This is a genomic window from Pseudoduganella buxea, from assembly GCF_009720835.1.
Classification (GTDB): Bacteria; Pseudomonadota; Gammaproteobacteria; order Burkholderiales; family Burkholderiaceae_D; genus Rugamonas; species Rugamonas buxea.
The window spans coordinates 17817-44480 of the sequence record NZ_WNKZ01000048.1 but is presented as its reverse complement, the minus strand read 5'-3'; the positions used below and the strand labels follow the sequence as shown (position 1 = coordinate 44480).

Genomic DNA, 26664 nt, shown 5'->3' with positions numbered 1-26664 from the left:
AGGCCTGACAGACCGGGACGGCAGCGACAGCGTGGCCGCTGCTGCATGCGACAGCCTGCGCGCCGCCCACCGGGCACTGGCCGCGCGCCGCGACGCCATCGAAGCCGTCAAGACCGTCGCGGCGCGCGTGCGGGCGCTCGACGAAACGCTTGCCGCCTTGCGAGCCAGCATCGCCGGCGCCGGCCTGCCGGCGGAGCTCCTCGCCACATGGCAGCTGGCGGAGCTGGACCGCGCCGCCCTGCACGCGGCGGCGCCCTGCTTCATGCCAGCCCTGTTCGCGGCCAGGCGCGAGTTGTTCGTGGCGGCGATGGCGCTGCAACAGGCCTTTGTCGCAGGCGCCTGGTCCAAGCTCAAGCCGACGCTGGCCGCGTTCATGAATGTCCTGACCGGAGGTGTCCAGCCAGGCAGCGTGCCCGGCGGCGTCGCTGCCCTGTGGGACACGTTCTTCCTCGTCGTGCCGGTCGTGTCGACGACGTTCGCATCCTTCCCCCGCGTATTTGCGGGCATTGGCCGCGAGGAGCTGGGCTGGCTGCTGATCGACGAGGCAGGACAGGCCGCGCCGCAACAGGCCGTGGGCGCCATCTGGCGCTCACGCCGCAGCGTCATCGTCGGCGATCCGCTGCAACTGGAGCCGGTCGTCGCCTTGCCGGAGGAACTGGTGACGCCCCTGCTGGCGCGAACGGGCGCCGAACGGCAGTGGGTCCCGCCGGCCACGTCGGCCCAGACCCTGGCCGACCGCGCCAACCGTTACGGCACCTGGCTGCGCCAGGGCGAGAAGGACGATCCGGTATGGCTGGGCGCGCCGCTGGTGGTACACCGGCGCTGCCTCGATCCGATGTTCGGCATCGCCAACGGCATCGCCTACGACAACCGGATGGTGTACGGCGCCGGCAGGGACAGCGCACCCTGCCCCGAAAGCGGCATCGGCGAGAGCTGCTGGGTCGACATGCCGGCGAGCGACGCGCAAGGTCACTGGGTCGCATCGCAGGGGCACATGGCGCTGGAGCTGGTCAAGCGGCTGACCGCGCAGGGCCTGCGCGACGAGGAAAACCGCTTCCGCGTCTACGTCATCACGCCGTTCCGCCACGTCGCCCGCCAGTTCAAGGCCCTGCTGCACGAGAAACTGGGCAAGGACACGGAAGGCATGGCCGGAACGGTCCATACCTTCCAGGGCAAGGAGGCGGAACACGTGATCTTCCTGCTGGGTGGCGATCCGACCCGCCCCGGCGTCATCGGCAGCTACGCCGGCAAGAAACCGAACCTCGTCAATGTGGCCGTGACGCGGGCCAGGCGCCGGCTGTACGTCATCGGCGACCGGGGCTTCTGGACCGACCCGGGCCACGATCCGCGCGGCATCTACCGCCGGCTGGCGGCGCCGCTGCCCACGTGCCGGCCGGACGAACTGCGTGGCCGGCTGGACGTTCCGCCCGGCGAATAAGTACCGACCACCACAAGGAACTCGAATGTTCACGGACTGCACCTGGCTCAACGAGCCGGCCAACCACACCATCGACGGCGATGCACTGCGTGTCACGACCGATACCGCCACCGACTTCTGGCGCATCACCAGCTATGGCTTCATCCGCGACAGCGGCCATTTCCTCGGCCGCGCCGTCGAGGGCGACTTCACGGCGCAAATCCATGTCCAGGGCGACTTCCGCGAGCTGTACGACCAGGCCGGCCTGATGGTGCGCATCGACGAAGGACAATGGATCAAGGCGGGCGTGGAATTTTCCGACGGCGCGCTGATGCTGAGCACGGTCCTGACGGATGGCAGGTCGGACTGGGCCACCGGCGCGGCGCCACCCTTGCCGGACGGCTTCTGGCTGCGCGTCACGGTGACGGGCGGGGCCATCCGCGTGCAGTACTCGGCCGACGGCAAGGTCTGGCCCCTGTTGCGCCTTGCCCCATTCCCTGTCGCGGCGCGCTACCTGGTCGGGCCCATGTGCTGCACGCCCGAGCGGGCCGGGCTGGACGTCACGTTCACGGCGTTTTCCGTGGGGCCGGCGCTGGCGCGCGACCTGCACGACCTCAGCTGAACTCAAGCCCCATCGAGAAGGCGCGCCACCAGCGGCAGAACCCGTTGCGCCGGCAGCGCCAGCTTCAAGCCGATCAGCTCGTCCGCGCGGGTCTTGCCGGCGTTGACGGCGGCAATCGATTTGCCGGTGGCCGCTGCCAGCTTGGCGAAGCGAAAACCGGAGAACACCATCAGCGACGTGCCCACCACCAGCAGCGCGTCGGCCTCGTCCATCCACGCCAGCGCCTGTTCCGTGCGCTCGCGCGGTACGTTGTCGCCGAAGAAAACGACGTCCGGCTGCAGCATGCCGCCGCAGGCGACGCAGTCGGGCACGATGAAGTCGTCGAGCGCTTCAGGCTCCAGCTGGGCGTCGCCGTCCGGCAAGGGCTGGGCCAGCACGTTGGCCAGCGCCGGGTTGCGTTGCAGCAGTTGCACCTGCAGGTCGGCGCGGCGCTGGCGGGCGTCGCAGGCCAGGCAGCGCACCATATGGATATTGCCGTGCAGTTCGATCAGGCTGGCCGTGCCGGCGCGCTGGTGCAGGCCGTCGACGTTCTGCGTGATGACGCGCCCGATGCGGCCCGCATGTTCAAGCCGGGCCAGCGCTTCGTGGCCCGCATTGGGCTCGGCCCCGGCCAGCACGGGCCAGCCGACCATGCTGCGCGCCCAGTAGCGGCGGCGCAAGGCATCGGAACGGCGGAACTCCGGGCCTTCGGTCGGCGGGCGGCCCCGGCGGATGCCTTCGGCGTCGCGGTAGCCGGGAATGCCGGAGGCGGTGGACAGGCCGGCGCCCGTCAGCACGAGGACGCGGCGGTGGCGGTCGAGGAATTCGGCCAGCGCGCCGCACTGCTCCTCGATGCTGGCGGCCGGGGCGATGGGTTCGGTCAGGTTCATCCGGTCATGCTAGCATTTTGCGCCGTCGCGGGCGCGGCGCTGAACCGCTGTTGCACCGCGAGAACGAACAGCTAGCGGTAGCGCAGGATATTGATCAGCGTATTGGTGGTATCGACATCCGTCAAGGTGTCGCCTGCCACGCGCAGCAGGCTGCGTTCGCGCAGGGCCACCAGGTGCTCGATCAGGGTCGCCGTCGGCATGGCGGAACGGGCCAGCGCGATGGGGTTGATGCCGTCGTAGTTGCCGTACCGTTCGTGCAAGGTGGCCAGCACCTGGCGCGTGGCCGCTTCGTCCAGGCCGCGTACCGTGCCGGCCGCCACCGCCGCGCGCTCCTCGTTCTGGTCGGCCAGTTGCCCCACCAATGCATCGAAACCCATGTTGCCCAGCTGCCCCTGCGTCTGGCGGTAGAATTCCAGCGCCTTACCCTGCAGCTTGCGTGGATCGAAGGCGCGCAAGGCGTCGCGCCCGGCCGGGCCGCCGGCGCGCAGCAGGAAGGTGGCGGCCCGCGCGAAGGTTTCCGGGTCCGGCGTGTCCAGCAGGGCCGCCACGGCCGGCACGCTGTCGGGCGAACCCACCCACATCAGCACTTCCAGCGCGCGGTGCACGGCGGCCTCGTCGCGCAGCAGGCCGCGCAGGTGGCGCTCGGCGACGGCGCCATATTGGCCGTACAGGTAGATGCAGACGGAGGTCTCGTCCACCGTCACGCCCTGCTGGGGCAGGAAGACGGTGACCTGGCCGCGCAGGAAGGCGCGGTCCATCAGCGGCAGCAGGCGCGCCTCGCGCTCTGACGCCATCGCGTGCACGAAGCGGAACAGCTGCTGGCCCTGGGCCGTCGCGGCGGGCCCTTCCGGATCGATGCGCAGCAGCGCGGCCAGTGCCAGCGCCTTGTCCGCCGGCTCGCCCTGGGCGCGCAGGAAGTAGCCCACGTCCAGCAGCACCAGCTGGTTCGGCCTGGCCTTCTTCAGTTCCAGCGCCAGCTCGCGGCGCAGCACGGGCAGGGCTTGCGCCTTGTTGTTGCCGAACCAGCGCCAGGCGGCATCGAGCTCGCCCCGCTGGCGCGCCGCTTCCTGCGGTGCCGCCGCCACGGGCAGGCCGCGCATCTGCGCCAGCCGCTCCAGCACGGGCTCGTCGCCCGGCGCGGCCACGGCACCCATCATCGTTGCCGCCGCCAGCACGGCCACCGCCAGTCTGCTTCCCGCCGTCCCCGCCATCCTCGTCTCCTTCAACCTTGCAGCCGCGCTCGCTGTGCCTCGACACCGGCGCGCCATTGTTCGCCATGCTCGCTATCGTGCCACAGCTCGCGCAATTCCGACCGTTCCGACAGGATCAGGTCGATTGCCCGGCCGGCCTTCTCGAACAGATCGGTGCGCAGGCGGAAGCGCCCCTTGACGGCGCCGACCCAGTCGTCCACCTTCTGCGAGTCCGCGTCATGCTCGCCACCCCGGTCGTACAGGCGCAGCAGGGTCTCGATGGCGGCCAGGCCCTCGGCGCCATAGGGCGCTTCGAGCAGCTCGGCATCCTGCGCCGCCAGCACGTTGTCCAGCGTGTTTTCGATAAAGTACAAATCGTTCGATTCGCCCAGGTCCTCGGCCCAATCCTGGGCGAAGTCATTGCCGAATGGTCCCACGGTCCACGTTCCCACCTTGTTCTCCTCAGCCCGGGCGCACGACGGTGCGCTCCGGCGTTTGTGTCTTGACGACCTGCATCGCGGTGGCGATCAGGCTGCTCATATCGCCCACGTTGGCGGGCACGATCAGCGAATTGCCCGTCTTGGCCAGCTTGCCGAAGGCGTCCACGTACTGCTCGGCCACGCGCAGGTTGACGGCCTCGATGCCGCCCGGCTGCTCGATGGCGGCGCCCACCTGGCGCAGCGCGCCGGCGGTGGCCTCGGCAATGGCCGTGATGGCGGCCGCCTCGCCCTGGGCACGGTTGATGGCGGCCTGCATCTCGCCTTCGGAACGGGCGATCGACGCTTCCCGTTCACCGGTGGCGATATTGATCTGTTCCTGCTTGCGCCCTTCCGAGGCGGCGATCAGCGCGCGCTTGCCCCGCTCGGCCGTGATCTGGGCCTGCATCGCGTGCAGGATGTCGGCCGGCGGCGTCAGGTCCTTGATCTCGTAGCGCAGCACCTTGACGCCCCAGTTCGCGGCCGATTCGTCGATGGCGTTGACGACGGCCGTGTTGATATGGTCACGCTCCTCGAACGTCTTGTCCAGTTCCATGCGGCCGATCACGGAGCGCAGGGTCGTCTGCGCCAGCTGCGTGATGGCGGCAACATAGTTCGACGAGCCGTACGAGGCGCGCATCGCGTCGGTGACCTGGAAGTACAGGATGCCATCCACCTGCAGCTGGGTATTGTCCTTCGTGATGCAGACCTGCGATGGCACGTCCAGCGGGATTTCCTTCAGGATGTGCTTGTAGGCGATGCGGTCGATGAAGGGCACGACGATGTTCAGGCCGGGGCCCAGGGTGGCGTGGTATTTGCCGAGCCGCTCGACCACCCACGCATGCTGCTGGGGCACGACGTTGATGGTCTTGAAGACGAACACGAGGGCGACCAGCAGCAGCACCAGGGTCACGCCGCCGAATGTAATGTCCATATGGATTCCTTTGAATGACGATAAATCGTTTGGTTAATGCAGGGTGGCCAGCGCATCGAGCCGGTCGACCAGCAGCGGACAATCGGCGGCCACGAGGCAGCGCCGCAGCAGTTCCAGCCGTTCCAGCCACGCTTCGGAACGGTCGCACAGTTCGGCCACGTCGGCCACCACGGTCTGCGCGGCGCGCGGGTCGAGTACGGCGATATATACGAGGCCCCAGTACCACAGCGCGACGCGGCCGATGTCCTCATCCTGCAGGTAGCGCAGCGCGCGCAGCAGCACCATCACGCGCGTGAGCACCTGCTGGTCTTGTGCGTACGGCAGGAAGCGCTCGCGCTTGGCCAGCATGGTGGGAATCGACACGTACGCCGTCACGTGGGCCCACACCTTGCGATATGCCATGTACGTGGCCAGGGTCGGCGTTTCGCCGTCCGGCAAGGCCGACGTGCCGTCGTTGCCGAACAAGAAAATGCCCTGGGCCCGGGGCATGGCGCAGGCGGGCCAGCCATGTTCCAGCAGCGGCGTCATGCTCTGGTAGGCCCCGTGCAGCAACTCGAACTCCCGTTCCCGCTTCACGGCCGGCAGGATATCGAGGCGCAGCAGGTGAAAATAAAACATCAGCAGGTCGTCGTCGCCCAGCAAGCCCGAGGCACGGGGAATGCCCGCCTTGATGCCGACATGGTGCTGGCTGTAGAACGAACCCTGTTCCTGCCTGTCCATGGCCCGGTCCTCGTCGTCGATAAAGGCCAGCAGCAGCTGTTTCAGGTCGGCCTTCGAAGGCATCGGCTTGTTCAAATGACGTACGTTCTGCAGGCGCGGCGGCGAGTCAGTCGCTGACGATCAGCTTACTGCCGCGCACTTCGCGAATGGTGAAAATGCCGGCCTGGCCCGTGGCACCGGGCGCCAGTTCCACATCCCATAAAGCGCCCCGGTACATCACGCGGGCAGCGCCGTTTTCCCAGTGCGTCACCTGCACGGTCTGGCCGATATCGAGGTTGATGTTCGGGTCGCGCGCGGCATTGCCGCCGCCGCCCACGCGGGCGAACCGGCTGCGCCGCAGCAGCACGGTGGCAACGACGCCGACCAGGCTGGCAGCCAGCATCTGCCCCGGCAGGTCCACGCGCAGGAAGGCCAGCAGGGCCCCGGCCAGCGCGCCGATGGCGATCATCAGCAGATAGAACGTACCGCTGAACAGTTCCAGCGCCACCAGCACGCCCGCTGCCACCAGCCACATGACCCAGTCCGCCATATCGATAGTCTCCTGAAAATGAAAAACCCCCGCGGCCCTATTGGGCGGCGAGGGTAACGATAAAGGAAATCGCTATCGTTGTGTAGGCATTATTTATTCAAAAATAATATTTCGCCCGGTTTTTAACGGACAGTACCGGCTTATTTCTGCAATGCCGCCAGTTTCTGCCACGTGTCGATGACGGAATCGGGATTGAGCGACATCGATTCGATGCCCTGCTCCATCAGCCATTCGGCCAGGTCCGGGTGGTCCGAAGGACCCTGGCCGCAGATGCCAATATATTTGCCTTGCTTGCGGCAGGCGGAAATGGCCATCGCCAGCAGTGCCTTGACGGCCGGATCGCGCTCGTCGAAGTCGGCCGCCAGCAGTTCCATGCCGGAATCGCGGTCCAGGCCCAGGGTCAGCTGGGTCAGGTCGTTCGAGCCGATGGAGAAGCCATCGAAGTATTCCAGGAACTGGTCGGCCAGCACGGCGTTCGACGGAATCTCGCACATCATGATCAGGCGCAGGCCGTTTTCGCCCCGCTTCAGGCCGTTCTTCGCCAGCAGCTCCACCACTTTCTGCGCCTGGCCCACGGTGCGCACGAACGGCACCATGATCTCGACGTTGGTCAGGCCCATGTCTTCACGGACGCGCTTCATGGCCACGCATTCCATATTGAAGGACTCGGCGAAATCGGCCGCCAGGTAACGCGCCGCGCCGCGGAAGCCCAGCATCGGGTTTTCCTCGTCCGGCTCGTAGCGCGAACCGCCGATCAGCTTCTTGTACTCGTTCGACTTGAAGTCGGACAGGCGCACGATGACGGGTTTCGGCCAGAACGCGGCGGCAATGGTCGCGATGCCTTCGGCCAGCTTGTCGACATAGAAGGCCTTCGGCGATGCATGGCCCCGGGCCACCGATTCCACGGCCTTCTTCAGGTCCGGATCGATGTTCGGGTATTCCAGGATGGCTTTCGGGTGAACGCCGATATTGTTGTTGATGATGAATTCCAGGCGGGCCAGGCCGACACCGGCATTGGGCACCTGCTGGAAGTCGAACGCCAGCTGCGGGTTGCCCACGTTGAGCATGATCTTCGTCGGCAGCTTCGGCAGTTCGCCGCGCGCCACTTCCGACACTTCCGTTTCCAGGAGGCCGTCGTAGATCTTGCCTTCGTCGCCTTCGGCGCAGGAGACGGTGACGAACGTGCCGTCCTTCAGGATGTCGGTGGCGTCGCCGCAGCCGACCACGGCCGGCACGCCCAGTTCACGGGCGATGATGGCCGCGTGGCAGGTGCGGCCGCCACGGTTGGTGACGATGGCCGAGGCACGCTTCATGACCGGTTCCCAGTTCGGGTCCGTCATGTCGGCCACCAGCACGTCGCCCGGCTGCACCCGTTCCATTTCGGACGGGTCGCGGATCACGCGCACGGGGCCGGCGCCGATCTTCTGGCCGATGGCGCGGCCGGAGGTCAGGATGGTGCCGGTCGATTTCAGGCGGAAGCGCTGCTGCGCATCCGTGGCTTTTTGCTGCGACTTGACCGTCTCGGGACGGGCCTGCAGGATGAACAGCTTGCCGTCGCGGCCGTCCTTGCCCCACTCGATGTCCATCGGACGGCCATAATGGTTTTCGATGGTGACGGCGAACTTGGCCAGCTCGACCACTTCGGCATCCGTCAGCGAATAGCGGTTGCGCATTTCGATGGGCACGTCCACCGTCTTGACCGAGCGGCCGGCACGGGCTTCGTCGGTGAATTCCATCTTGATCAGCTTGGAGCCGATATTGCGGCGGATCACGGGCGACTTGCCCTGCTCCAGCATCGGCTTGTGCACGTAGAATTCGTCGGGATTGACGGCGCCCTGCACCACCGTCTCGCCCAGGCCGTAGCTGGAGGTGATGAAGACGACGTCCTTGAAGCCCGATTCCGTGTCGATGGTGAACATGACGCCGGCCGCGCCCAGGTCGGAGCGGACCATGCGCTGCACGCCGGCCGACAGGGCCACTTCCGCATGGGTGAAGCCCTTGTGGACGCGGTAGGAAATGGCGCGGTCGTTGTACAGCGAGGCGAAAACGTGCTTCATGGCGTCCAGCACGTTGTCGATGCCGACCACGTTCAGGAACGATTCCTGCTGGCCCGCGAACGATGCGTCCGGCAGGTCTTCCGCCGTGGCGGAGGAACGCACGGCAAAGGACATTTCCGCTTCCGAGTCGGCCACCAGGCGCTCGTAGAAGGCACGGATTTCCTGCTCCAGGCGGGGCTGGAACGGCGTTTCGACGATCCACTGGCGGATTTCCGCGCCGGCCTGGGCCAGCGAACGGACGTCGTCCACGTTCAGGTCGGCCAGGCGGTCGGCGATGCGTTCGGCCAGCGGCTTGCCGCCGTCGATGCTGTGGGTGAGGAAGTCGCGGAAGGCTTGCGCCGTGGTGGCGAAGCCGCCGGGGACGCTGACGCCGGCACCGGCCAGCTGGCTGATCATCTCGCCCAGCGACGCGTTCTTGCCGCCGACGGACTCGACGTCCGTCATGCGCAGGTTCTCGAACGACGCGACATAGACGGCGTCGTCGCCCGGCGCCTGGCCCGGTTCCTTCAGTGCTGCGTTAGACATGTTGGTCATAATGACACCCTTACTGTTTAGAAACCAGTGTTGGGGTGCTCGACTTCCCTTGCGCGACGCCACCGGCCGGCCGCTGTTCCAGACAGCAGCTCCTGGCCGAACGACACCGCCCCATCGCGGAAACCCAGTTCACCCCGAGGCGCCCGTGAACAGCCGCACCGTCTCCGGCTGGCCTTGCGGTGCTCGCTGTAAAGCTACAGCTGCGCAACGGCCAGCTTGCGTGCCGCGGTCCTGATTCGCGGGTGTCTCAATAATCCTTGTACAGGCCTGCCGGCGCTTCTTGTTATTCTCCATGCCGTGCAGCACAATCGAACTGTTGCCGGCCATTTTACAGCCTGTGGCGGAAATTGACGATTCACAATTATAGAACCCTTCCTCATGACCCCAGAGCAATCCCCGGCGGAGCAGCGCCCTGCCACCGCCCGCACCGTTTTCTTCGTTTCCGACGGCACCGGCATCACGGCGGAAACCTTCGGCCATTCCGTGCTGACCCAGTTCGAACTGCGTTTCCGCCAGATCCGCCTGCCCTTCATCGACACGGTGGACAAGGCGCGCGACGCGGCCCGCAAGATCAACGAAATGGCGGCCGTCGATGGCCAGCGCCCCATCATCTTCAGCACCCTGGTGCAGGCCGAGCTGTCGTCGATCATTCGCCAGTGCAACGGCATGCACATGGACCTGTTCCAGACCTTCGTCGCGCCGCTGGAGCTGGAGCTGGGCGTCAAGTCGACCCATACCATCGGCCGCTCGCACAATATCGTCGACAGCGAGGAATACAAGAACCGCATCGAGGCCATCAATTTCTCGCTGGCCCACGACGACGGCCAGTCGCACCGCAACCTGGCCGACGCGGACGTGATCCTGGTCGGCGTGTCGCGCTCGGGCAAGACCCCCACGTCGCTGTACCTGGCGATGCAGTACGGCATCAAGGCGGCCAACTACCCCCTGATCCCGGACGACTTCGAACGGGGCAAGCTGCCGTCGGCCCTGTACGAGTTCAAGAACAAGATCTTCGGCCTGACCATCACGCCGGAGCGGCTGACGGAAATCCGCAACGAGCGCCGCGCCGGCAGCAAGTATGCGTCGATCGAGAACTGCCGCTATGAAGTGAACGAGGCGGAAATGATGATGAAGCGGGAAGGCATCCGCTGGCTGTCGTCCACCACCAAGTCGATCGAGGAGATCTCCACGACGATCCTGCAGGAAATCAAGCCGAACCGGCGCGAGTATTAAGCGCTGGGTGCCGGCGGCCTGACGGCCCGCAGCCGGGTGGCTGGCGCCTGCCGGCTGACGGAATTGGCGGCGGCAATGATCAGGCTTTGCACGATGGCCGGTGACGTCAGGCCCACCTGCAGGGCCAGGATGGGGCTGAGTTTGTCACCGTTCATTAGGTAAATGGCGGTGACGCAGCCGCCCAGCAGTGGCAAGGTCAGCAGCAAGGTGACGACGAAGACGACATATTTCCCAACGGGCAACTTGTCCTGTTCGCGGCGCCCGAAATGCTCGGCCAGCTTGAAGCCGAACAGCACGAAGCCACCTAACACGGCGATGGCGATCAGGTGCTGGTTCGGCAGCAGCATGCCCCACGGATTGACGGCACCGTCAGGCATCGGCCAGCCTCGGCCGGTCCGACGCGAAGAAGTCGACGAATTTTTCCTTGAACGTCGCTTCGTTGGCGAAGCGGTCCTTGGTGGTCAGCAGCACGCGGCCATCCGGGGCGCGGATCGGCACCAGCTTGACGGTGCGTGCCAGTACCTTGTCGTCGCGCAGCAGTTGCGCCACGACGGTCGCGCTCAGCCCCGCTTCCTCGGCGACGCTGGACAGGGTGCGGAATTTATAGGCGGGATTGTTCAGTGCCTTGACGATCCGCGCGCGGACCGTTTGACGGCTGGGTGCCTCCGGCGCCGTCATGGGCTGGGGCCGCTTGAACCGGTATACGATATTCATCAAGAACCTCCACGATCGGGTACGGCGCCGGAAGCCGGCGCCTGGGTCTATCGGTTCAACCTATACAAAGCGCCGGGCGATTGCCAGTGCTACGTTTGACTTCTTGGGATACATCAAACGGCAGGGCACCCCCGGCCGTCGCCCCCCGGCACGCCATCGCTGAGTTACCATCTGGCTTCGTCCGTCATCCGCCATGAAGAAAATACCCATGCAAACCTCGATCATCGCCGCCGCCATCGCCACCACCCTGTTGAACGGCGCCGCCTTCGCCCAGCAAACGCCCACCGTTTCGGAACCCGTGCTGCGCGGCCACCTGGCCTTCCTGGCCGACGACCTGCTCGAAGGACGCGGCACGGGCCAGCGCGGCGGCGACCTGGCCGTACGCTACCTGGAAACCCAGGCGGCCATCATCGGCCTGAAACCCATGCCTTCCGGCGGTTACCGCCAGAGCGTCAAGTTCGAGGGCTCCAAGCTGCTGCCGGACAGCAGCGTGACCTTCCGCACCGGCACCACGCGCATCATGCCCATTGCCGGCAAGGATATCGTATTCGGCACGGGCAGCGGCAAGGCCAGCCTGTCGTTCGACGCGCCGCTGCTGTTCGTCGGCTACGGCGTCAAGGCCGAGGAGGAAAACTGGGACGACTACAAGGATGCCGACGTCAAGGGCAAGATCCTCGTCATGATGGTCAACGACCCGCAGCCCACGGCGGACGAGCCGAACCGCTTCGCCGGCAAGGCCTACACGTATTACGGCCGCTGGCTGTACAAGTTCGAGGAAGCCGTGCGCCGTGGCGCGGCCGGCGCCCTGCTGATCCACACGACGCCGTCCGCCTCGTATCCGTGGAGCGTGCCGGCCAACGGTTTCTCGCATGAGCGCTTCCACTTGAAGGGCCCGGGCAACCAGGTCGAGGGCTGGCTGCACGAGGACATGGCGCGCGAACTGTTCCTCTCCGCCGGCTTCGACCTGGACGTGCTGCGGGCCCAGGCCGAGCGGCGCGACTTCAAGCCCGTCGACCTGAAGGTGAGCACGCACGTGACGCTGCGCTCGACGATCCGGCAGGTGGAGCAGTTCAATGTCGTCGGCATCGTGCCGGGCACGGATCCGAAATTGAAACAGCAGGCCGTCGTGTACTCGGCCCACTGGGACCATATGGGCATCGACGAAGGCGCCAAGGATGGACGCGACCACATCTACAACGGCGCTGTCGACAACGCCTCCGGCACGGCGGCATTGCTGGCGATGGCGGCCGAAGCGGTGAAGCGCCCCGCCAGACGCAGCCAGGTGTTCCTGTGGCCGGCCGCCGAGGAGCAGGGCCTGCTGGGCAGCGCCGCCTACGTGGCCGACCCCGTCTTCCCGCTGGACCGGACGGCCGCCGACCTGAACCTGGACAGCATGAACTTCGTCGGCGTCACGCGCGACATCGGCGTGGCCGGTGCCGAGCGCAGCAGCCTGTACGAGACGTCGGCCCAGGTGGCCAGGAAGATGGGCCTGAAACTGGCGCCGACGATTCCCGACCTGTCCGGCGCCTACTTCCGCGCCGACCACTTCAATTTCGCCAAGGCCGGCATTCCCGCGTTTAACGTGGGCTCGGCCGTGTTCTCGGGCGACGGTCACTTCGAGTTCGCCCACGACCACGCGGCCGAAAGCGCGAAGATGGTGGGCTTCAAGAAGGACTACCACCAGGTGACGGACGAATACCGCGCCAGCTGGGACCTGTCCGGCATGGTGCAGCAGGCCCAGTTCACGTTGAACCTGGGCTATGCGGTAGCGAACGCGCCGACGATGCCGACGTGGAAGAAGGGGATGAAGCTGGGCGGCGCGGCGGCCGCCAAGCGGTAATACGGGAAACCGCGAAACAGCCGCGGCCATGGGCCGCGGCGCCGGGCCTTACTCGTTCACGCAGGTGGGACAAGCGTCTTCGATCGATACAGGCTCGGGGGCCGGCCGTCCGGCCTGCTCCGGCGTAGGCGCGGGCGCGGGCGCCGGCTCGGCCGACACGGCGGTGGTCAGCAGGCAGGCGCAAGCCAGCAGCAGGGTGTGGAATGGACGCATGAATACTCCTTTTGGTTGGTAAAAAATCAACCGTTAGTATTGCCTGCCGCGCCGCTGGCGTCCAGGCCAATATTACGGATTGCCCCTGCCGCCCGCCACGCCGTACACCTGCCCCGTCGTGTAGCTGGCGTCGTCCGCCGCCAGGGTGACGTAGACGCTGGCCAGCTCGGCCGGCTGGCCGGGCCGCTTCATCGGCGTGTCCGCGCCGAACTTTTCCAGCCCTTCCGGGGTCTGCCCACCCGTCACCTGCAGCGGTGTCCAGACGGGACCCGGCGCAACCGCGTTGACGCGGATGCCCTTCTCGGCCACCTGCTGCGCCAGCGCCTTCGTGAACGCCACCTGGGCGGCCTTGGTCTGGGCGTAGTCGAGCAGGTTCGGCGACGGATCGTAGGCCTGCACAGAGGCCGTCACGATGATGGCGCTGCCCGGCTTCATCTGCGCCACGGCCGCCTTGGCGATCCAGAAGTTCGCATACAGGTTGGTCTTCATCGTCCAGTCGAACTGGGCGGTGGTCAGGTCCAGGATCGATTCCACCGTATGCTGCTTGGCCGCGTTGCTGACGAGGATATCGAGCCCGCCCAGCAGCCGCACGGCGTCGTCCACCAGCTTCTTGCAGAAGGCCTCGTCGCGGATGTCGCCCGGCAGCAGCACGGCCTTGCGTCCCGCCGCCTTGATCAGGTCCGCCACCTCACGGGCGTCGGGTTCCTCGGCTGCCAGGTAGCTGATCGCCACGTCCGCCCCTTCGCGCGCGTAGGCGATGGCGGCGGCGCGTCCGATGCCGGAATCGCCGCCCGTGATCAGGGCCTTGCGGCCATTGAGCCGGCCGCTGCCCCGGTAGCTGGTTTCGCCGTGATCCGGGCGCGGCGTCATCTTGCCGGCCAGGCCAGGCCATTCCTGGCGCTGCTTCTGGAACGGCGGCTTCGCATAGTTGGGGGGCGGCTTGCGCCCTGCCGGCGGAGCCGGCGGCTGGCCCTGCGCCAGCGCGCCGCCCGCGGCCGTGGCCGCCGTTCCTGCGGCGATGCCGCTTGCCACGGCGCCGACGAAGCGCCGCCGGCCCTGCACGAATTGGTCGTCCGAATCCATGTGAACTCCTGATAGGTGATATTGAAAGTTGGTATGCTGTCCGCTTGTCAATGTAGTTAAGATGCGCATGGGCTGGCCACACCTTTGCGACAGGAAACGCGTGACGGCCTGTCACAAACGAAGCGGCCGGGCCGTCTTGCCCTTATTTCCTCGCCATCACGCCATGACCGACACCACGACCGACACGACGACCGGCACCACGGCAGACCCCGCCGCCACCTTCGCCGCCCTGCGGCCCCGCCTGTTCGCAATCGCCTACCGCATGCTCGGCACCCGCGCCGATGCCGAGGACGTCGTACAGGACACCTGGCTGCGCTGGCACGGCAGCGACCACGCCGTCGTCCGGAATGCCGAAGCGTGGCTGGTGACGGCGACGACGCGCCTCGCAATCGACCGCCTGCGCTCGCGCCAGAGCGAACGGGAGGCGTATATCGGCTGGTGGCTGCCGGAGCCGCTGGTGGAGGCGGACCATCACACGCCGGAATCGGCAGCCGAACTGGCCAGCGACGTGTCGGTGGCGATGCTGTGGGTGCTCGAGCGCCTGGCGCCGGAAGAACGGGCCGCCTTCCTGATGCGACAGGTGTTCGACCAGGATTACGCCGACCTGGCCGCCACCCTGGGAAAGAGCGAGGCAGCCTGCCGCCAGCTGGTGCACCGCGCACAGGAACGGGTGCGGCAGGAGCAGCCCCGCTTCGTCGTGTCGCGCGACGTGCACCGGGAAGTACTGACGGGTTTCATACAGGCCGCTGCCGGCGGCGACCGCGCGGCCATGAAGACCTTCCTGGCCGGCGACGTGCAGTTCGTCTCGGACGGCGGTGGCAAGGTGCCGTCGTTCGGCCGCATCCTGCAGGGCGCGGCCCGGATCGCCGGCCTGTTCTGGTGGCTGGAAAGCCAGTTCCCCGGCCAGGTCACGTACCGGCTGGCGCGGATCAACGGCGCGTTGGGATTGCTGCGCTACGTGAACGGGGCGATCGAGTCGGCCCAGAGCTTCATCGTCGACGGCGGCAAGATCGTCGCCGTCTATGTCGTGCGCAATCCCGACAAGCTGGCCGGCATCCCGCCCCTGGATTGAAGTTCTTCCGCGACTCTGTCACAGGCGGCACGGCCCTTCGTCTAATGGTCATGGCAGGCGCACACGGCGCCCGCCGCCACCTTAGAGAGGAACCGATATGACCCACGCAGCCCGCGTCACCTTCTTCAACTTCGCTCCCGCCAGCATGAAAGCCATGGTCGGCCTGTCCGCTGCCGTCAAGGAATCGCTCGGCGCGCAACTGGCCGAACTGGTGTTCCTGCGCGTCTCGCAGATCAACGGCTGCGGCTTTTGCATCGACATGCACTGGCGTGCGCTCGTCAAGGGCGGCGCCGACCAGCGCCACCTGAACACCCTGCCGGGCTGGCGCGAATCGCCCTTCTTCAGCGAACGGGAACGGGCCGCGCTGAACTGGGTTGAAGCCGTCAACGCCATCCCCCAACGCAGCCCTTCCGACGCCGACTTTGCCCTGCTCAAGGAACACTTCAACGATGAGGAAATCACGCAGCTGGGCTATGCGGTGGCCGTGATCCGCGGTTGGAACATGCTCAATGTCAGCCTGCGCAACCCGATTCCCGTGACGCCGGCACCGGGGATGTGAGCGCGTCCGTCCGGGGCCGCGATGCTAGAAGAACTGCCGCCAGTCCGCCAGCCAGCCGGGAACGTCCTCCACCGGCATCGGGCTGGCGATGTAGTAGCCCTGCGCGTAGGTGCAGCCCAGGCCCTGCAGGAAATCCCAGTCCTGCTTGGTCTCGACGCCAACGGCGCAGGCCTGCCGGTCCAGGCTGCGCGCCAGGCCCAGGTAGGATTTCAGCACGGTGCCGATGGCACGCTTCCGCGACGCGCCGTCGACGAAGCTGCGGTCGATCTTCAGTTCGGAAAACGGGATGCTGGCCAGGAGCTGCAGGTTCGACCTGCCCGTGCCGTAGTCGTCCACCGCCAGGCCGAAGCCCATCATGCGCAGACGCAGCAGGCGTTCCAGGAAGTGCGGGTCCGTCGCCAGCACGGACGATTCCGTGATCTCGAAGGTGATGTAGGCGGGCAGGATGCGGTGGCGCTCGACGCAGGCCGTGATCTGGCCGATGAACTGTTCGTGCGCCAGGGTGCTGGGGTCGACGTTGACGGAAAACGAGATGGGAATGCCCTGGTCGTGCAGGATGCGGCAGGCGCCGACGGATTTCTCGATCATGCTCCAGTCGAGGAAATCGATGCGCCCGTTCGCTTCCAGCACGGGCACGAAGGCCGATGGTCCCAGCACGCCGTGCTGCGGATGGCGCCAGCGGGCGAACATTTCCAGGCCCTTCACGTCGCCCGTTTCCAGCTCGATCTTGGGCTGGAAGAAGGGATCGAACTCGCGTGCCTGCAGGCCGCGCCCCACTTCGGCGAAGGTGAACGGCGGATGGGCGGCCGCCACGTCCGGCGTACCGGGCGGCGTGTAATGGCCGATCAGGGTTTGCAGCCGCGCCGCGGTGGCCGGCTTGGCCATCGTGCCGAGCAGGTCGACGCCATAGGCCAGCGCCATCGTCTCGACGGAGAACAGGATGTCGCCGCTTTGCGCGCCGACGACGACGAGGCCGGCGCGGCAGCCCTGCTCGGCCAGGCGCCGGATCAGTTCCAGTCCGTCCATCCCCGGCACGGCCAGGTCGATGATGGCGATGTCGATGGGCGGCGCGGCACCATCGATGGCGCGCAGGGCCGCGTGGCCATCGGGCGCCAGGTGAACGTGCTCCGCGCCGATGCTGCGCAGCAGGCCGGCCAGCAGCTCGCGTTGCACCGGTTCGGCTTGAGCGACGAGAAACTGCAGCTGTGCGATGTCCATCCGCGCTCCTATGTGAAGGCTGTATCCTGGGGCCAGGTGGCGGGCGCCACCACTCAGCTCAGATTCTGCCTGACCTGTTCGAAAAAGCATACCGCCGCACACGCGGCCACGTTCAGCGACTCGACCTGCCCCAGGTGGGGAATCACCACCCGGTAGCGCGCCAGCGACAGCAGCTCGTCCGACACGCCCTGCCCTTCGTGGCCGAAGACCCAGGCCACGGGCCGTTTCAAATCGACGTCGAACAGGCGCTGCTCGGCGTAGCCGCTGGTGGCCAGAGTGGCGATCGGCGCCTCGCGCAGCAAGGGCGCCAACTCGGCGTTTTCGAAAATATCGAGCACGAAGTGGGCACCCATGGCCGCGCGCAGCACCTTGGGCGACCAGCAGAACGCCGTGCCGGGGCTGCAGAACACCTGCTTGACGCCGGCGGCGGCGGCACTGCGCAGGATCGAGCCGACATTGCCGGGGTCCTGCACATTGTCGAGCAGGACGGCATTGACGGACAGCGCCGCCGGCGTGGCCCGCTGCGGCGTCTCGACCAGGAACATCAGCCCGACGCCGTGCTCCACCTGGCTCAGGGGCGCGTACAGCGCGTCCGGCAGGCACAGGCAGTGCCCGTGGTCCGCCGTCACGCGCGCGACGATGGCGGCGACTTCCCCGTTATGCATGGCGCTTTCGCTGACGATGCACTGCTCCGGCAGGCCGCGCAGCTGCAGCCACGTTTCGCACAGGTGCACGCCGTCGAGCAGGGTGCGGCCGGCCTTGCGGCGCGCCTGCGAACTGGTGGCCAGGTGCTTCAGGTCCTTGTACTGCGCGTTATCGCGCGAGGTGATGGTTTTCAAAGGTCGGACTTCAAAGGGACAGCGTTAAAACAGTTGTTCCAGCAGCTCGCGCACAGGCGCGAACGAGCGCCGGTGCACGGGCGACACGCCATGCGTCTTCAGGGCCTGCAGGTGCTGCGCCGTGCCGTAGCCCTTGTGCTGGTCGAAGCCGTACTGCGGGTACTTCTTGTGCAGCTTGCGCAGCGCGTCGTCGCGCGCCGTCTTGGCCAGGATCGACGCGGCCGAAATCGATTCGATCTTGTCGTCGCCGTCGACGATGGCGATGGTCTGGATGCGCATCACGGGGCACTTGTTGCCGTCGATAAGAGCCAGGGTGGGAATCGTCTCGAGCGCATGGACGGCCCGCTTCATCGCCAGCAGGGAGGCCTGCAGGATATTGATCTTGTCGATTTCCGCCTCGGAAGCCTTGGCGATGGCCCAGGCAATGCAGTCGCGCTTGATCAGCGGCGCCAGTTCCTCGCGGCGCGCCTCGGTCAGCTTCTTCGAGTCGCGCAGGCCCTCGATGGGACGCTCGCGGTGCAGGATCACGGCGGCCGCGTAGACGGGCCCGGCCAGGGGCCCGCGCCCGGCTTCATCGACGCCGCAGATGATTTCGTCGAGCGAGTAAGGCAGGTCGTCGAACAGGCCGGTCTGCAGGAGGTTCATGGTGTTCTACCGTCTTGAATGACTTGCATGACTGCCGCCGCGCCCTCTTCCGCGCTGTTGCGCAGCAGGCTGTGGTGCATGTCGGTGAAGCGCTGCGCCAGCGCCATGCGGTGCGGCGCATCCGTCAACTGCCGCCACATCGCCTCGGCCAGCGCTTCGGGGCTGGCGTGGTGCTGCAGCAGCTCGGGCACGAGGAACTCGCGCGCCAGGATATTGGGCAGGCCGATCCACGGCTGGTAGCCCATATGGCGCATGATTTCCCACGATGCCCGCATCATTCTATACGCGATCACCATCGGCTTCTTGAACAGGGCCACTTCCAGCGAGGCCGTGCCGGATGCGACCAGCACGGCATCGGCGGCGCAGATGGCCGTATGGCTTTGTCCGTCCAGCAGGGTGATCTCCACGTCCTGCAGGCCCGCTTCCCGCACCAGCTGGCGGAAGTAGTCGCGCTGCTTGTCCCCGGCCATCGGCGCGATGAAGCGCAGCGAACGGTCGCGCGCCTGCAGCAGCTTCGCGGCGCCGACAAAGGCGGCCGTGTTGTACTTGAGCTCCCCCATGCGGCTGCCCGGCATCAGGGTGATGATGTTGGCATCTTCCGGCAGGCCCAGCTCGCGCCGCGCGGCGCCTTCGTCCGGCACCATCGGGATCACTTCGGCCAGCGGATGGCCCACGTAGGTGACGGGCACGCCGGCGGCCCGGTAGATCGCTTCCTCGAACGGAAACACCACCAGCATGTGCGACACGGACTTGACGATCTTCTTGATGCGCCCGCCCCGCCAGGCCCAGATCTGCGGCCCGATGTAATGCATCGTGGGGATGCCGGCGGCCTTGAGCTGCGCTTCCAGGCCCAGGTTGAAGCCGGGGTAGTCGGCGCCGATGAAGACGGCCGGTTTCTCGGCGATGAGACGGTCGCGCAGTGCGTTCTGGATGCCCTTCAGTTCGCGGTAGCGGGGAATGATCTCGAACAGGCCCCGCACCGTCATGGTCTCGATGGGCCAGTGCGATTCGAAACCTTGCGCGATCATGCGCGGGCCGCCGATGCCGTGGAAGCGCGCGTCCGGCAGGTGCCGGCGCAGGCCCGACAGCAGGCGCCCGGCCAGCAGGTCGCCGGACAGTTCGCCGGCGACGACGGCAATATCGGCGATGTCGGCAGCTTCAGCGGACGATGCCACGGCTGGCCGTATCGAGGAAGGTGCGGAAGGCGCGCAGGTGTTCGGCCGCATCCGGCGTCGCCTGTTCCTGCGCCAGCAGCGCCGCCTTGGCTTCTTCCAGGGTCAGGCCGGAGCGGTACAGCGTCTTGTAGGCAGCCCGCAGGGCGTTGATCTGCTCGCGCGTGAAGCCGCGCCGCTTCAGGCCTTCGATATTGATGCCGTGGGCCTGGGCCGGATTGCCGTTCAACAGCACGAAGGGCGGCACGTCCTGCGTCAGGCTGGTGCTCATGCCGACAAAGGCGTGGGCGCCGATCTTGCAGAACTGGTGCACATTGGCGTAGCCGCTCATGATGACCCAGTCGCCGATCTCCACGTGCCCGGCCATCTGGGCATTGTTCGAGAAGATCGTATTGCTGCCCACCACGCAGTCGTGCGCCAGGTGGACGTAGGCCGAGATCCAGTTGTCGTTGCCCAGCTTCGTCACGCCCTTGTCCTGCACGGTGCCCAGGTTGAAGGTGCAGAATTCGCGGATCGTGTTGCGGTCGCCCACTTCCAGGCGGGTCGGTTCGCCGTTCCACTTCTTGTCCTGCGGCGGCGCGCCGATCGACGAGAACTGGAAGAACTTGTTGTCGCTGCCGATGGTCGTGTGGCCTTCGATGACGACGTGCGGACCGACCCAGGTGCGATCGCCGATGACGACGTTCGGACCCACGATCGAATAGGCGCCGATCTCGACGCCCTCGCCCAGCTGGGCTTTCGGGTCGACGATGGCGCTGGGGTGGATGGTTGCCATGCTTGCCTCCGGGTCCGGTGTTACGACGCCGCTTCGGCCGTATTGCGGATGGTGCACATCAGCTCGGCTTCCACCGCCACCTGGCCGTCGACGCTGCCGACGGCCTTGTACTTCCAGATGCCGCGCGAGGTGCGCAGGATCTCGACATCCATCTTCAGCTGGTCGCCGGGGCCGACGGGGCGCTTGAAGCGCGTGTTGTCGATGCCGACGAAGTAGACCACCGAATTCTCGTCCGGCTTGACGTTCATCGTCAGGAACGACAGGATTGCCGCCGTCTGCGCCATCGCCTCGATCATCAGGACACCAGGCATGACCGGCTTGTGCGGGAAGTGCCCGTTGAAGAATTCCTCGTTGGCCGTCACGTTCTTGATGGCCGTGATGGTCTTGTGCGCTTCCCAGGTCAGCACGCGGTCCACCAGCAGCATCGGGTAGCGGTGCGGCAGCAGTTCCTTGATCTGGTTGATGTCAAGCGTCTTGTTTTCGGTAGTTGTCATGATTCGTCGTGTTTCTCGTCTTGTGACGTTATCGTTTTAATGGTCTTTTCCAGTGCGCGGATCTTCTCGCGCATGGTCGACAGGTTGCGTACGATGGCGGCGCTCTTTTCCCACTCGCTGTTCTTCGCCAGCGGATAGAAGCCCGTGTACTGGCCCGGTTCCAGGATCGAGCGCGACACCATGCTGGCCGACGACACGTGGACACGGTCGACAATGGTCAGGTGACCCAGCACCATGGCGGCGCCGCCAAAGGTGCAGTATTTGCCGATCCTGGCGCTGCCGGCCACGCCGACGCAGCCGGCCATGGCCGTGTGCGCGCCGATATGGCAGTTGTGGCCGATCTGGATCTGGTTGTCCAGCTTGACGCCATCCTCGATGATGGTGTCGGCCAGCGCGCCCCGGTCGATCGTCGTCGAGGCGCCGATATCGACATCGTCGCCGATGACGACGCGCCCCGTTTGCGGAATGCGCACGTAGACGCCGCCCTCGTTGGCGAAGCCGAAGCCGTCCGTGCCGATGACGGCACCGGAATGGACGATGCCGCGCGCGCCGATGATGCAGCGGGCGTGGAACGTCACGTTGGCGAAGAAGTGCGTCTTCTCGCCGATGACGGCATCGCGGCCGATGTAGCAGCCGGCGTCGATGACGACCCCGGGCCCGATGCGCGCGCCGGCCTCGATCGTGACGTTGGCGCCGACATGGGCGCTGGCGTCGACGACGGCCGTCGCATCCACCACGGCGGACGGGTGGATGCCCGCCGCCGGCACGATGGCCGTCAGCGCCTCGAACAACTGCGCCGCATGGGCGAACCAGGCGTAGGGATTGTTCGTGACGATGCGCGCCCCCGGGTAGGTCTGGGCCACCAGCGCGTCGTCATTCGGGGATACGATCAGTGCGGCGGCGCGGCTCTGGCCGGCCTGTGCGCGAAATTTGCTGTTGCTGAGAAAGCTGATGTGTGAAACGCCGGCGTCCGTCAATGGCGCGATCCCGAGCACTTGCGTGTTCGGGTCGCCGATCAACTGTCCGCCCAAGCGCTCGACCAGTTCTCCTAGTCGAAGGCCCATGAGTGATCCGATCTGTTTATTTGTCCTTGTCCAGCTCTTCCAGCACGCGCTTGGTGATGTCGATGCGCGGGCTGGCCCAGACGGCATCCTGCAGCACGATGTCGAAGCCTTCGGTCTGCGCCAGCTGCTTGATGATGCGCGTGGCCTTTTCGGCGATCACGGCGCGTTCCTCGTTGGTGCGCTGGTTCAGGTCCTCGCGGAATTCGCGCTGGCGCCGCTGGAATTCCTTGTCCAGCTCGACCACGTCGCGCTGGGTTTTCGCGTGCTCGGCTTCCGGCACGGCCTTGCCTTCCTCGCTGGCCAGCTTGTCGGTGGCGGCCTTCAGGCGCTGTGCCAGGGCCTGAACGGCCTTCTCGCGCGGCGAAAACTCTTCCTTCAGCTTCTCGCCGGCCAGCTTGGCCAGGCGCGACTCATTATAGATCCGTTCGGGACTGAGCCAGGCGATGCGTGACGCCTGCGCCTGCGCCGGAGCGATTCCCCCCAGCGCCAGCCAGCCCAGCGCCGAGGCGGCAAGGAACTTGCCAAGCGTAGCGGATGACTTCAACATGATTCTCCTAAACGACGGGTCGGGGCTCAGAAGCCCGTACCCATCTGGAACTGGAAGCGTTCCAGGCGATCGCCCGGTTTCGCGTTCAGGGGCTTAGCATAACTCAACTTGAGCGGACCGACCGGGGAAATCCAGCTGATGCCCAGGCCCGTCGAGAAGCGCAGCTCGGACAGGCGCATCTTCTGGCCTTCCGTGTAGACCTGGCCGCCGTCGAGGAAACCGAACCAGCGCAGGCTGCGGTCCTTGCCCTGGCCGGGGAACGGCATCTGCAGTTCGGCGTTGCCGATCAGGCGCGAGGCGCCGCCCAGCGCATCGTTGTTGGACGGGTCGACGTAGCCCAGCGAGGAACTGTAGTAGCCGCGCACGGAGCCGATGCCGCCGGCGTAGAAGTTCTTGAAGACGGGGTAAGGCTTGCCGCCGATGCCGTGGCCGTAGTCGAACTCGCCCTTCAGCGCCAGCGTCATCGTCTGCGTCAGCGGACGATACCACTGGTGCTCGTAGACGGCGCGGAAGTACTTCGAGTCGCCCACGACGTCGATTTCCAGGTTGGCGCGCTGGTAGCGGCCCACCGTCGGCGTGACGGCGCTGTCGCGGCTGTCGCGGCCCCATGCCACCGTCAGCGGCACGGAGTTGGACGACACGGAACCTTCGCCGTTGGCGGGACCGCCCAGGTCGGCCACGTACTTCTTGTAGAAGCTCGGGCTGGAGTTGTCCGTCTCGACGTTGGCGTGTTCCAGGCCGATGCCGAAGAAGACCGTGTCCACTTCCGAGAACGGCACGCCCCAGCTGACGCGTCCACCCGTCTGCTTGATGGCGTACATGCCGATATTGACCGCGGGCGGGCGGAACGTGCGCAGGTACAGCTCATAGCTTTGCGACACGCCGTCGTCCGTGAAGTACGGATTGGTTTCCGAGAAGGCGATGGTGCGGCTGTACTTACTCGTGTTCAGGTCGATGCCGACGGTGTTGCCGGAACCGGCGAAGTTGGCCTGCTGGATCGACGCGTTCAGGCTGAATTTCTCGGCCTGCGAGAAGGCGCCGCCGATCTGGAAGCTGCCCGTGGGCTTTTCCACCACCGTCAGGTTGACGTCGACCTGGTCGGACGTGCCTTGCGCTTCCGGCGTGTCGATCGTCACGTCCTTGAAGTAGCCCAGGCGGTCGACGCGGTCGCGCGACAGCTTGATCTTGTTGGCGTCGTACCAGCTCGACTCGAACTGGCGGAACTCACGGCGGATCACTTCGTCGCGCGTCGTCGTATTGCCGGCGATATTCATGCGGCGCACGTAGGCGCGCTTGCCCGGGTCGATCATGAACGTGAAGGCCACTTCGCGCTTCTCGCGGTTCACTTCCGGGTTGGCATTGACGTTGGCAAAGGCGTAGCCGAAGGTGCCCAGGCGGTCCGTGATCAGCTTGTTCGTCGCCGTCAGGCGCGCGCCGGAATAGGTCGAACCGGGCGACAGCAGCACCAGCTGGCGCAGCTCTTCCTCGCGGCCGAACATCTCGCCTTCGAACTTGATGTCCGAGACGGTGTACTTCTCGCCTTCGGTGATGTTGATGGTGAGGTAGATGTCCTTCTTATCCGGCGTAATCGAGACCTGGGTCGAGTCGACGTTCATCTCGATATAGCCGCGGTCCAGGTAGAACGACTTGAGCGCCTCGATGTCGCCCGTCAGCTTCGTCTTCGAATACTGGTCGGCCTTGGTGTACCAGCTGAACCAGGTGCTGGTGTTGAGCTGCAGTTCCTTGCGCAGTTCCTTGTCCGAGAACACCTTGTTGCCGACGATATTGATCTGCTTGATGCGGGCGATCTCGCCTTCATCCACGTTGAACGTGATGCTGACGCGGTTGCGCTCCATCGGCGTGACGGTGGTGGTGATCTTCACGCCATACAGGCCGCGCGACAGGTACTGGCGCTTCAATTCCTGTTCGGCGCGATCGACCGTGGCCTTGTCGAAGGTCTTGGCTTCGCCGACGCCGATGTCCTTCAGCGCCTTGACCAGCATGTCCTTCTCGAATTCATGGGTGCCACTGAAGTCCACCTTGGCGATGGCGGGACGCTCCTCGACGATCACGACCAGCACGCCGCCGTCCGCTTCCAGGCGCACGTCCTTGAAGATGCCGGTGGCATACAGGGCCTTGATGGCGGCCACGCTCTTGTCGTCGCTGAAGGTCTCGCCGACTCGCACCGGCAGGTAGCTGAACACGGTGCCGGCTTCGGTCCGCTGGATGCCCTCGACCCGGATATCCTTCACGACAAAGGGGGCGATGGCGAAAGCGCTGCCGGAGCAGAAGGCCAGTACGGCGGCACCGATCAGGCTGCGGCGAAAGGAAGGCAAGGCAAAGCGGTCAGAATTGAATTTCATTGGCAAATATAATGGCTTGGAAGCCGCTTCGCGATGACCGCAGATCTGCGCTCATTGAGAACCGGCTTCTCTAACACGAGACTGCACGTGCGCCGGGCGGATCACATCAACCGCACAACGTCGTTGAACACAGCGAGTGCCATCAAGGTCACCAACAACCCCACACCCAGACGCTGTGCAATCTCCCCAAAACGCTCCGGCACCGGGCGCCCAGTCAAAACTTCCAGCGAATAATACAGCAAATGGCCACCATCCAGAACGGGAATCGGTAGCAAATTCATTACGCCCAGGCTAATGCTGACCATGGCGATGAAGGACAGATAGCTGGCCACGCCGATGCGCGAAGTCTGTCCGGCATAGTCGGCGATGGTGATCGGTCCCGTGACGTTCTTCCACGAGACGTCGCCCGTCAGCATGCGTCCGATCATGCGCACCGTCAGCACGCTGGTGTCCCACACCTTCGTGACGGCCTTGGCCAGCGCGCCGAACGGACCATCGCTGACGACGATCATATCCGGCCGGCCCGTCAACTCCACCCTGATCTTACCGACTGTTACAGACCCTTTACCGCCAGCGCCCGCGGGCGACGCTTCGGGCACGATGGACAGGCGCAGCGCCTGCGCCCCACGCCGCACGTCCAGCACCAGCTGCTTGCCAGGCGCAGCGCGCACGATGGCCATGAAGGCCCCCACGTCGACGACCGGCACGCCGTCGATGGCGGCGATGCGGTCGCCCGGCTGCAATCCGGCGCGCCCGCCCGGGCCGGCCGGGTCGACCCGCCCCAGCACGGGCGGCGGCAGCGCAAGGGCCAGGCCGACGGCGGCGGCGACGTCGCTGTCGGGATCGAAATCGTTCAGCGCCGCCGCCGGCAAGGTGAAGGTGTAGTCACCCCGGCCCGGGCGCCGCACCGTCAGCGGCACGTCTTGCTGCTCGCCGTCGGTGGCGGCGCGAATCAGCTGCCAGCGCATTTCCGACCAGCTGGCGACGGCTTCGCCACCGACGGCGACGATGATGTCGCCCCGGTGCAGGCCGGCCTGCCGGGCCGGCGTGGCGGCGGCCGGTTCGGCGATGCGGGCGCTGGGCTCCTCGACGCCGTGCATGTACAGGCCCGCCAGCAGCACGATGGCCAGCAGGAAGTTGGTGGCCGGGCCGGCGGCGATGATGGCGATGCGCTTCCACACGTTCTGGCGCGTGAACTCGTGCCGCAGGTCGTCCTCGGACAGGTGCTTGACATCCTGGTCGCGCGCGTCGAGCATGCGCACGTAGCCGCCCAGCGGCAGCGACGACAGCGCCCACTCGATACCGTCGGGACGGGAGCGCCACGACCACACCACCCTGCCCCAGCCCACCGAGAAGCGCAGCACCTTGACGCCGCACCAGCGCGCCACGACGCAGTGGCCCAGCTCGTGCAGCACGACCAGGGTGCCGAAGGCGCCGGCAAAGGCCAGCAGGGTTTGCAGGAAGCCGAGGACGCCGTTCATCATG

The 26664-nt window shown here is 66.2% G+C and carries 27 protein-coding genes; 6 read left to right on the top strand and 21 right to left on the bottom strand.

Going from position 1 to position 26664, the window contains the following annotated elements:
• On the top strand, window positions 1-1438 hold a 1438-nt coding region (locus GM672_RS16520; RefSeq protein WP_211517378.1), incomplete at its 5' end, for a DEAD/DEAH box helicase.
• 25 nt (window positions 1439-1463) lie between these two features.
• Window positions 1464-2039: a DUF1349 domain-containing protein gene (locus tag GM672_RS16515; protein WP_155471635.1), complete on the top strand. Its 576-nt coding sequence runs from the start codon at window positions 1464-1466 to the stop codon at window positions 2037-2039.
• A gap of 2 nt (window positions 2040-2041) precedes the next feature.
• On the opposite strand, the gene GM672_RS16510 is transcribed toward GM672_RS16515, so the two are convergent.
• The 7 genes from GM672_RS16510 to ppsA form a co-directional block, all read right to left on the bottom strand.
• Window positions 2042-2908, bottom strand: coding sequence for an NAD-dependent protein deacetylase (locus GM672_RS16510; RefSeq protein WP_155471634.1), 867 nt, complete (start codon window positions 2906-2908; stop codon window positions 2042-2044).
• A 71-nt stretch (window positions 2909-2979) separates the two neighbouring features.
• On the bottom strand, window positions 2980-4119 hold the full coding sequence (locus GM672_RS16505) for a hypothetical protein (protein WP_155471633.1): 1140 nt from the start codon (window positions 4117-4119) through the stop codon (window positions 2980-2982).
• An 11-nt stretch (window positions 4120-4130) separates the two neighbouring features.
• On the bottom strand, window positions 4131-4550 hold the full coding sequence (locus GM672_RS16500; RefSeq protein WP_170300101.1) for a DUF4259 domain-containing protein: 420 nt from the start codon (window positions 4548-4550) through the stop codon (window positions 4131-4133).
• A 10-nt stretch (window positions 4551-4560) separates the two neighbouring features.
• Window positions 4561-5508 carry an SPFH domain-containing protein gene (locus GM672_RS16495; RefSeq protein ID WP_155471632.1) on the bottom strand — a complete coding sequence of 316 codons (948 nt, stop codon included), beginning with the start codon at window positions 5506-5508 and terminating at the stop codon, window positions 4561-4563.
• 33 nt (window positions 5509-5541) lie between these two features.
• Window positions 5542-6291, bottom strand: a complete 750-nt coding sequence (locus GM672_RS16490; protein ID WP_155471631.1) for a hypothetical protein — start codon at window positions 6289-6291, stop codon at window positions 5542-5544.
• 43 nt (window positions 6292-6334) lie between these two features.
• The gene (locus tag GM672_RS16485) at window positions 6335-6757 is read right to left on the bottom strand and encodes an NfeD family protein (RefSeq protein WP_155471630.1); all 423 of its coding nucleotides are present in this window, start codon (window positions 6755-6757) and stop codon (window positions 6335-6337) included.
• A gap of 140 nt (window positions 6758-6897) precedes the next feature.
• Window positions 6898-9339 (bottom strand): phosphoenolpyruvate synthase, encoded by a 2442-nt coding sequence (gene ppsA, locus GM672_RS16480; RefSeq protein WP_155471629.1) that lies wholly within the window; start codon window positions 9337-9339, stop codon window positions 6898-6900.
• A gap of 387 nt (window positions 9340-9726) precedes the next feature.
• On the opposite strand from ppsA, the gene ppsR reads away from it, so the two are divergent.
• The gene (ppsR, locus tag GM672_RS16475) at window positions 9727-10581 is read left to right on the top strand and encodes a posphoenolpyruvate synthetase regulatory kinase/phosphorylase PpsR (RefSeq protein WP_155471628.1); all 855 of its coding nucleotides are present in this window, start codon (window positions 9727-9729) and stop codon (window positions 10579-10581) included.
• Here ppsR and GM672_RS16470 read toward each other — a convergent pair.
• Window positions 10578-10958, bottom strand: coding sequence for a hypothetical protein (locus tag GM672_RS16470; RefSeq protein ID WP_155471627.1), 381 nt, complete (start codon window positions 10956-10958; stop codon window positions 10578-10580). The genes ppsR and GM672_RS16470 overlap by 4 nt on opposite strands.
• Complete coding sequence (locus GM672_RS16465; protein WP_155471626.1) at window positions 10951-11295, bottom strand: hypothetical protein; 345 nt, start codon at window positions 11293-11295, stop codon at window positions 10951-10953. Before GM672_RS16465 ends, GM672_RS16470 begins: the two co-directional genes overlap by 8 nt.
• Before the next feature lie 208 nt (window positions 11296-11503).
• Between GM672_RS16465 and GM672_RS16460 the strand changes: the two genes are divergently transcribed.
• Window positions 11504-13135 (top strand): M28 family peptidase, encoded by a 1632-nt coding sequence (locus GM672_RS16460; protein ID WP_229417778.1) that lies wholly within the window; start codon window positions 11504-11506, stop codon window positions 13133-13135.
• 48 nt (window positions 13136-13183) lie between these two features.
• Here GM672_RS16460 and GM672_RS16455 read toward each other — a convergent pair whose 3' ends face one another.
• Complete coding sequence (locus GM672_RS16455) at window positions 13184-13348, bottom strand: hypothetical protein (protein WP_155471624.1); 165 nt, start codon at window positions 13346-13348, stop codon at window positions 13184-13186.
• 72 nt (window positions 13349-13420) lie between these two features.
• The gene (locus GM672_RS16450) at window positions 13421-14431 is read right to left on the bottom strand and encodes an SDR family oxidoreductase (RefSeq protein WP_155471623.1); all 1011 of its coding nucleotides are present in this window, start codon (window positions 14429-14431) and stop codon (window positions 13421-13423) included.
• Between the two features lie 163 nt (window positions 14432-14594).
• Here GM672_RS16450 and GM672_RS16445 point away from each other — a divergent pair, with 163 nt between their 5' ends.
• The gene (locus GM672_RS16445) at window positions 14595-15503 is read left to right on the top strand and encodes an RNA polymerase sigma-70 factor (protein WP_155471622.1); all 909 of its coding nucleotides are present in this window, start codon (window positions 14595-14597) and stop codon (window positions 15501-15503) included.
• 97 nt (window positions 15504-15600) lie between these two features.
• The gene (locus tag GM672_RS16440; RefSeq protein WP_155471621.1) at window positions 15601-16062 is read left to right on the top strand and encodes a carboxymuconolactone decarboxylase family protein; all 462 of its coding nucleotides are present in this window, start codon (window positions 15601-15603) and stop codon (window positions 16060-16062) included.
• A 24-nt stretch (window positions 16063-16086) separates the two neighbouring features.
• Here the strand turns inward: GM672_RS16440 and GM672_RS16435 are convergent, their stop codons facing one another.
• The 10 genes from GM672_RS16435 to rseP all read right to left on the bottom strand — a co-directional run bounded on the left by GM672_RS16435 (window position 16087) and on the right by rseP (window position 26660).
• On the bottom strand, window positions 16087-17280 hold the full coding sequence (locus GM672_RS16435; protein WP_155471620.1) for an EAL domain-containing response regulator: 1194 nt from the start codon (window positions 17278-17280) through the stop codon (window positions 16087-16089).
• A gap of 53 nt (window positions 17281-17333) precedes the next feature.
• A complete protein-coding gene (locus tag GM672_RS16430) occupies window positions 17334-18119 on the bottom strand; it encodes a TrmH family RNA methyltransferase (protein WP_155471619.1) in 786 nt (261 codons plus the stop codon).
• Window positions 18120-18143: 24 nt separating this feature from the next.
• The gene (gene rnhB / locus GM672_RS16425) at window positions 18144-18764 is read right to left on the bottom strand and encodes a ribonuclease HII (RefSeq protein ID WP_155471618.1); all 621 of its coding nucleotides are present in this window, start codon (window positions 18762-18764) and stop codon (window positions 18144-18146) included.
• Entirely contained in the window at window positions 18761-19939 is a 1179-nt protein-coding gene (lpxB, locus tag GM672_RS16420) for a lipid-A-disaccharide synthase (RefSeq protein WP_229427747.1), read from the bottom strand. Before lpxB ends, rnhB begins: the two co-directional genes overlap by 4 nt.
• Window positions 19923-20711, bottom strand: coding sequence for an acyl-ACP--UDP-N-acetylglucosamine O-acyltransferase (gene lpxA / locus GM672_RS16415; protein WP_155471616.1), 789 nt, complete (start codon window positions 20709-20711; stop codon window positions 19923-19925). The genes lpxB and lpxA overlap by 17 nt, the downstream gene beginning before the upstream one ends.
• Window positions 20712-20731: 20 nt before the next feature.
• Window positions 20732-21205, bottom strand: a complete 474-nt coding sequence (gene fabZ, locus GM672_RS16410; RefSeq protein WP_155471615.1) for a 3-hydroxyacyl-ACP dehydratase FabZ — start codon at window positions 21203-21205, stop codon at window positions 20732-20734.
• Window positions 21202-22269 carry a UDP-3-O-(3-hydroxymyristoyl)glucosamine N-acyltransferase gene (gene lpxD / locus GM672_RS16405; protein WP_155471614.1) on the bottom strand — a complete coding sequence of 356 codons (1068 nt, stop codon included), beginning with the start codon at window positions 22267-22269 and terminating at the stop codon, window positions 21202-21204. The genes fabZ and lpxD overlap by 4 nt, the downstream gene beginning before the upstream one ends.
• 16 nt (window positions 22270-22285) lie before the next feature.
• Window positions 22286-22816 (bottom strand): OmpH/Skp family outer membrane protein, encoded by a 531-nt coding sequence (locus GM672_RS16400; RefSeq protein ID WP_155471613.1) that lies wholly within the window; start codon window positions 22814-22816, stop codon window positions 22286-22288.
• Window positions 22817-22842: 26 nt separating this feature from the next.
• On the bottom strand, window positions 22843-25179 hold the full coding sequence (bamA, locus tag GM672_RS16395) for an outer membrane protein assembly factor BamA (protein WP_155471612.1): 2337 nt from the start codon (window positions 25177-25179) through the stop codon (window positions 22843-22845).
• A 101-nt stretch (window positions 25180-25280) separates the two neighbouring features.
• On the bottom strand, window positions 25281-26660 hold the full coding sequence (gene rseP, locus GM672_RS16390) for an RIP metalloprotease RseP (protein ID WP_155471611.1): 1380 nt from the start codon (window positions 26658-26660) through the stop codon (window positions 25281-25283).
• Window positions 26661-26664: the final 4 nt, after the last annotated feature.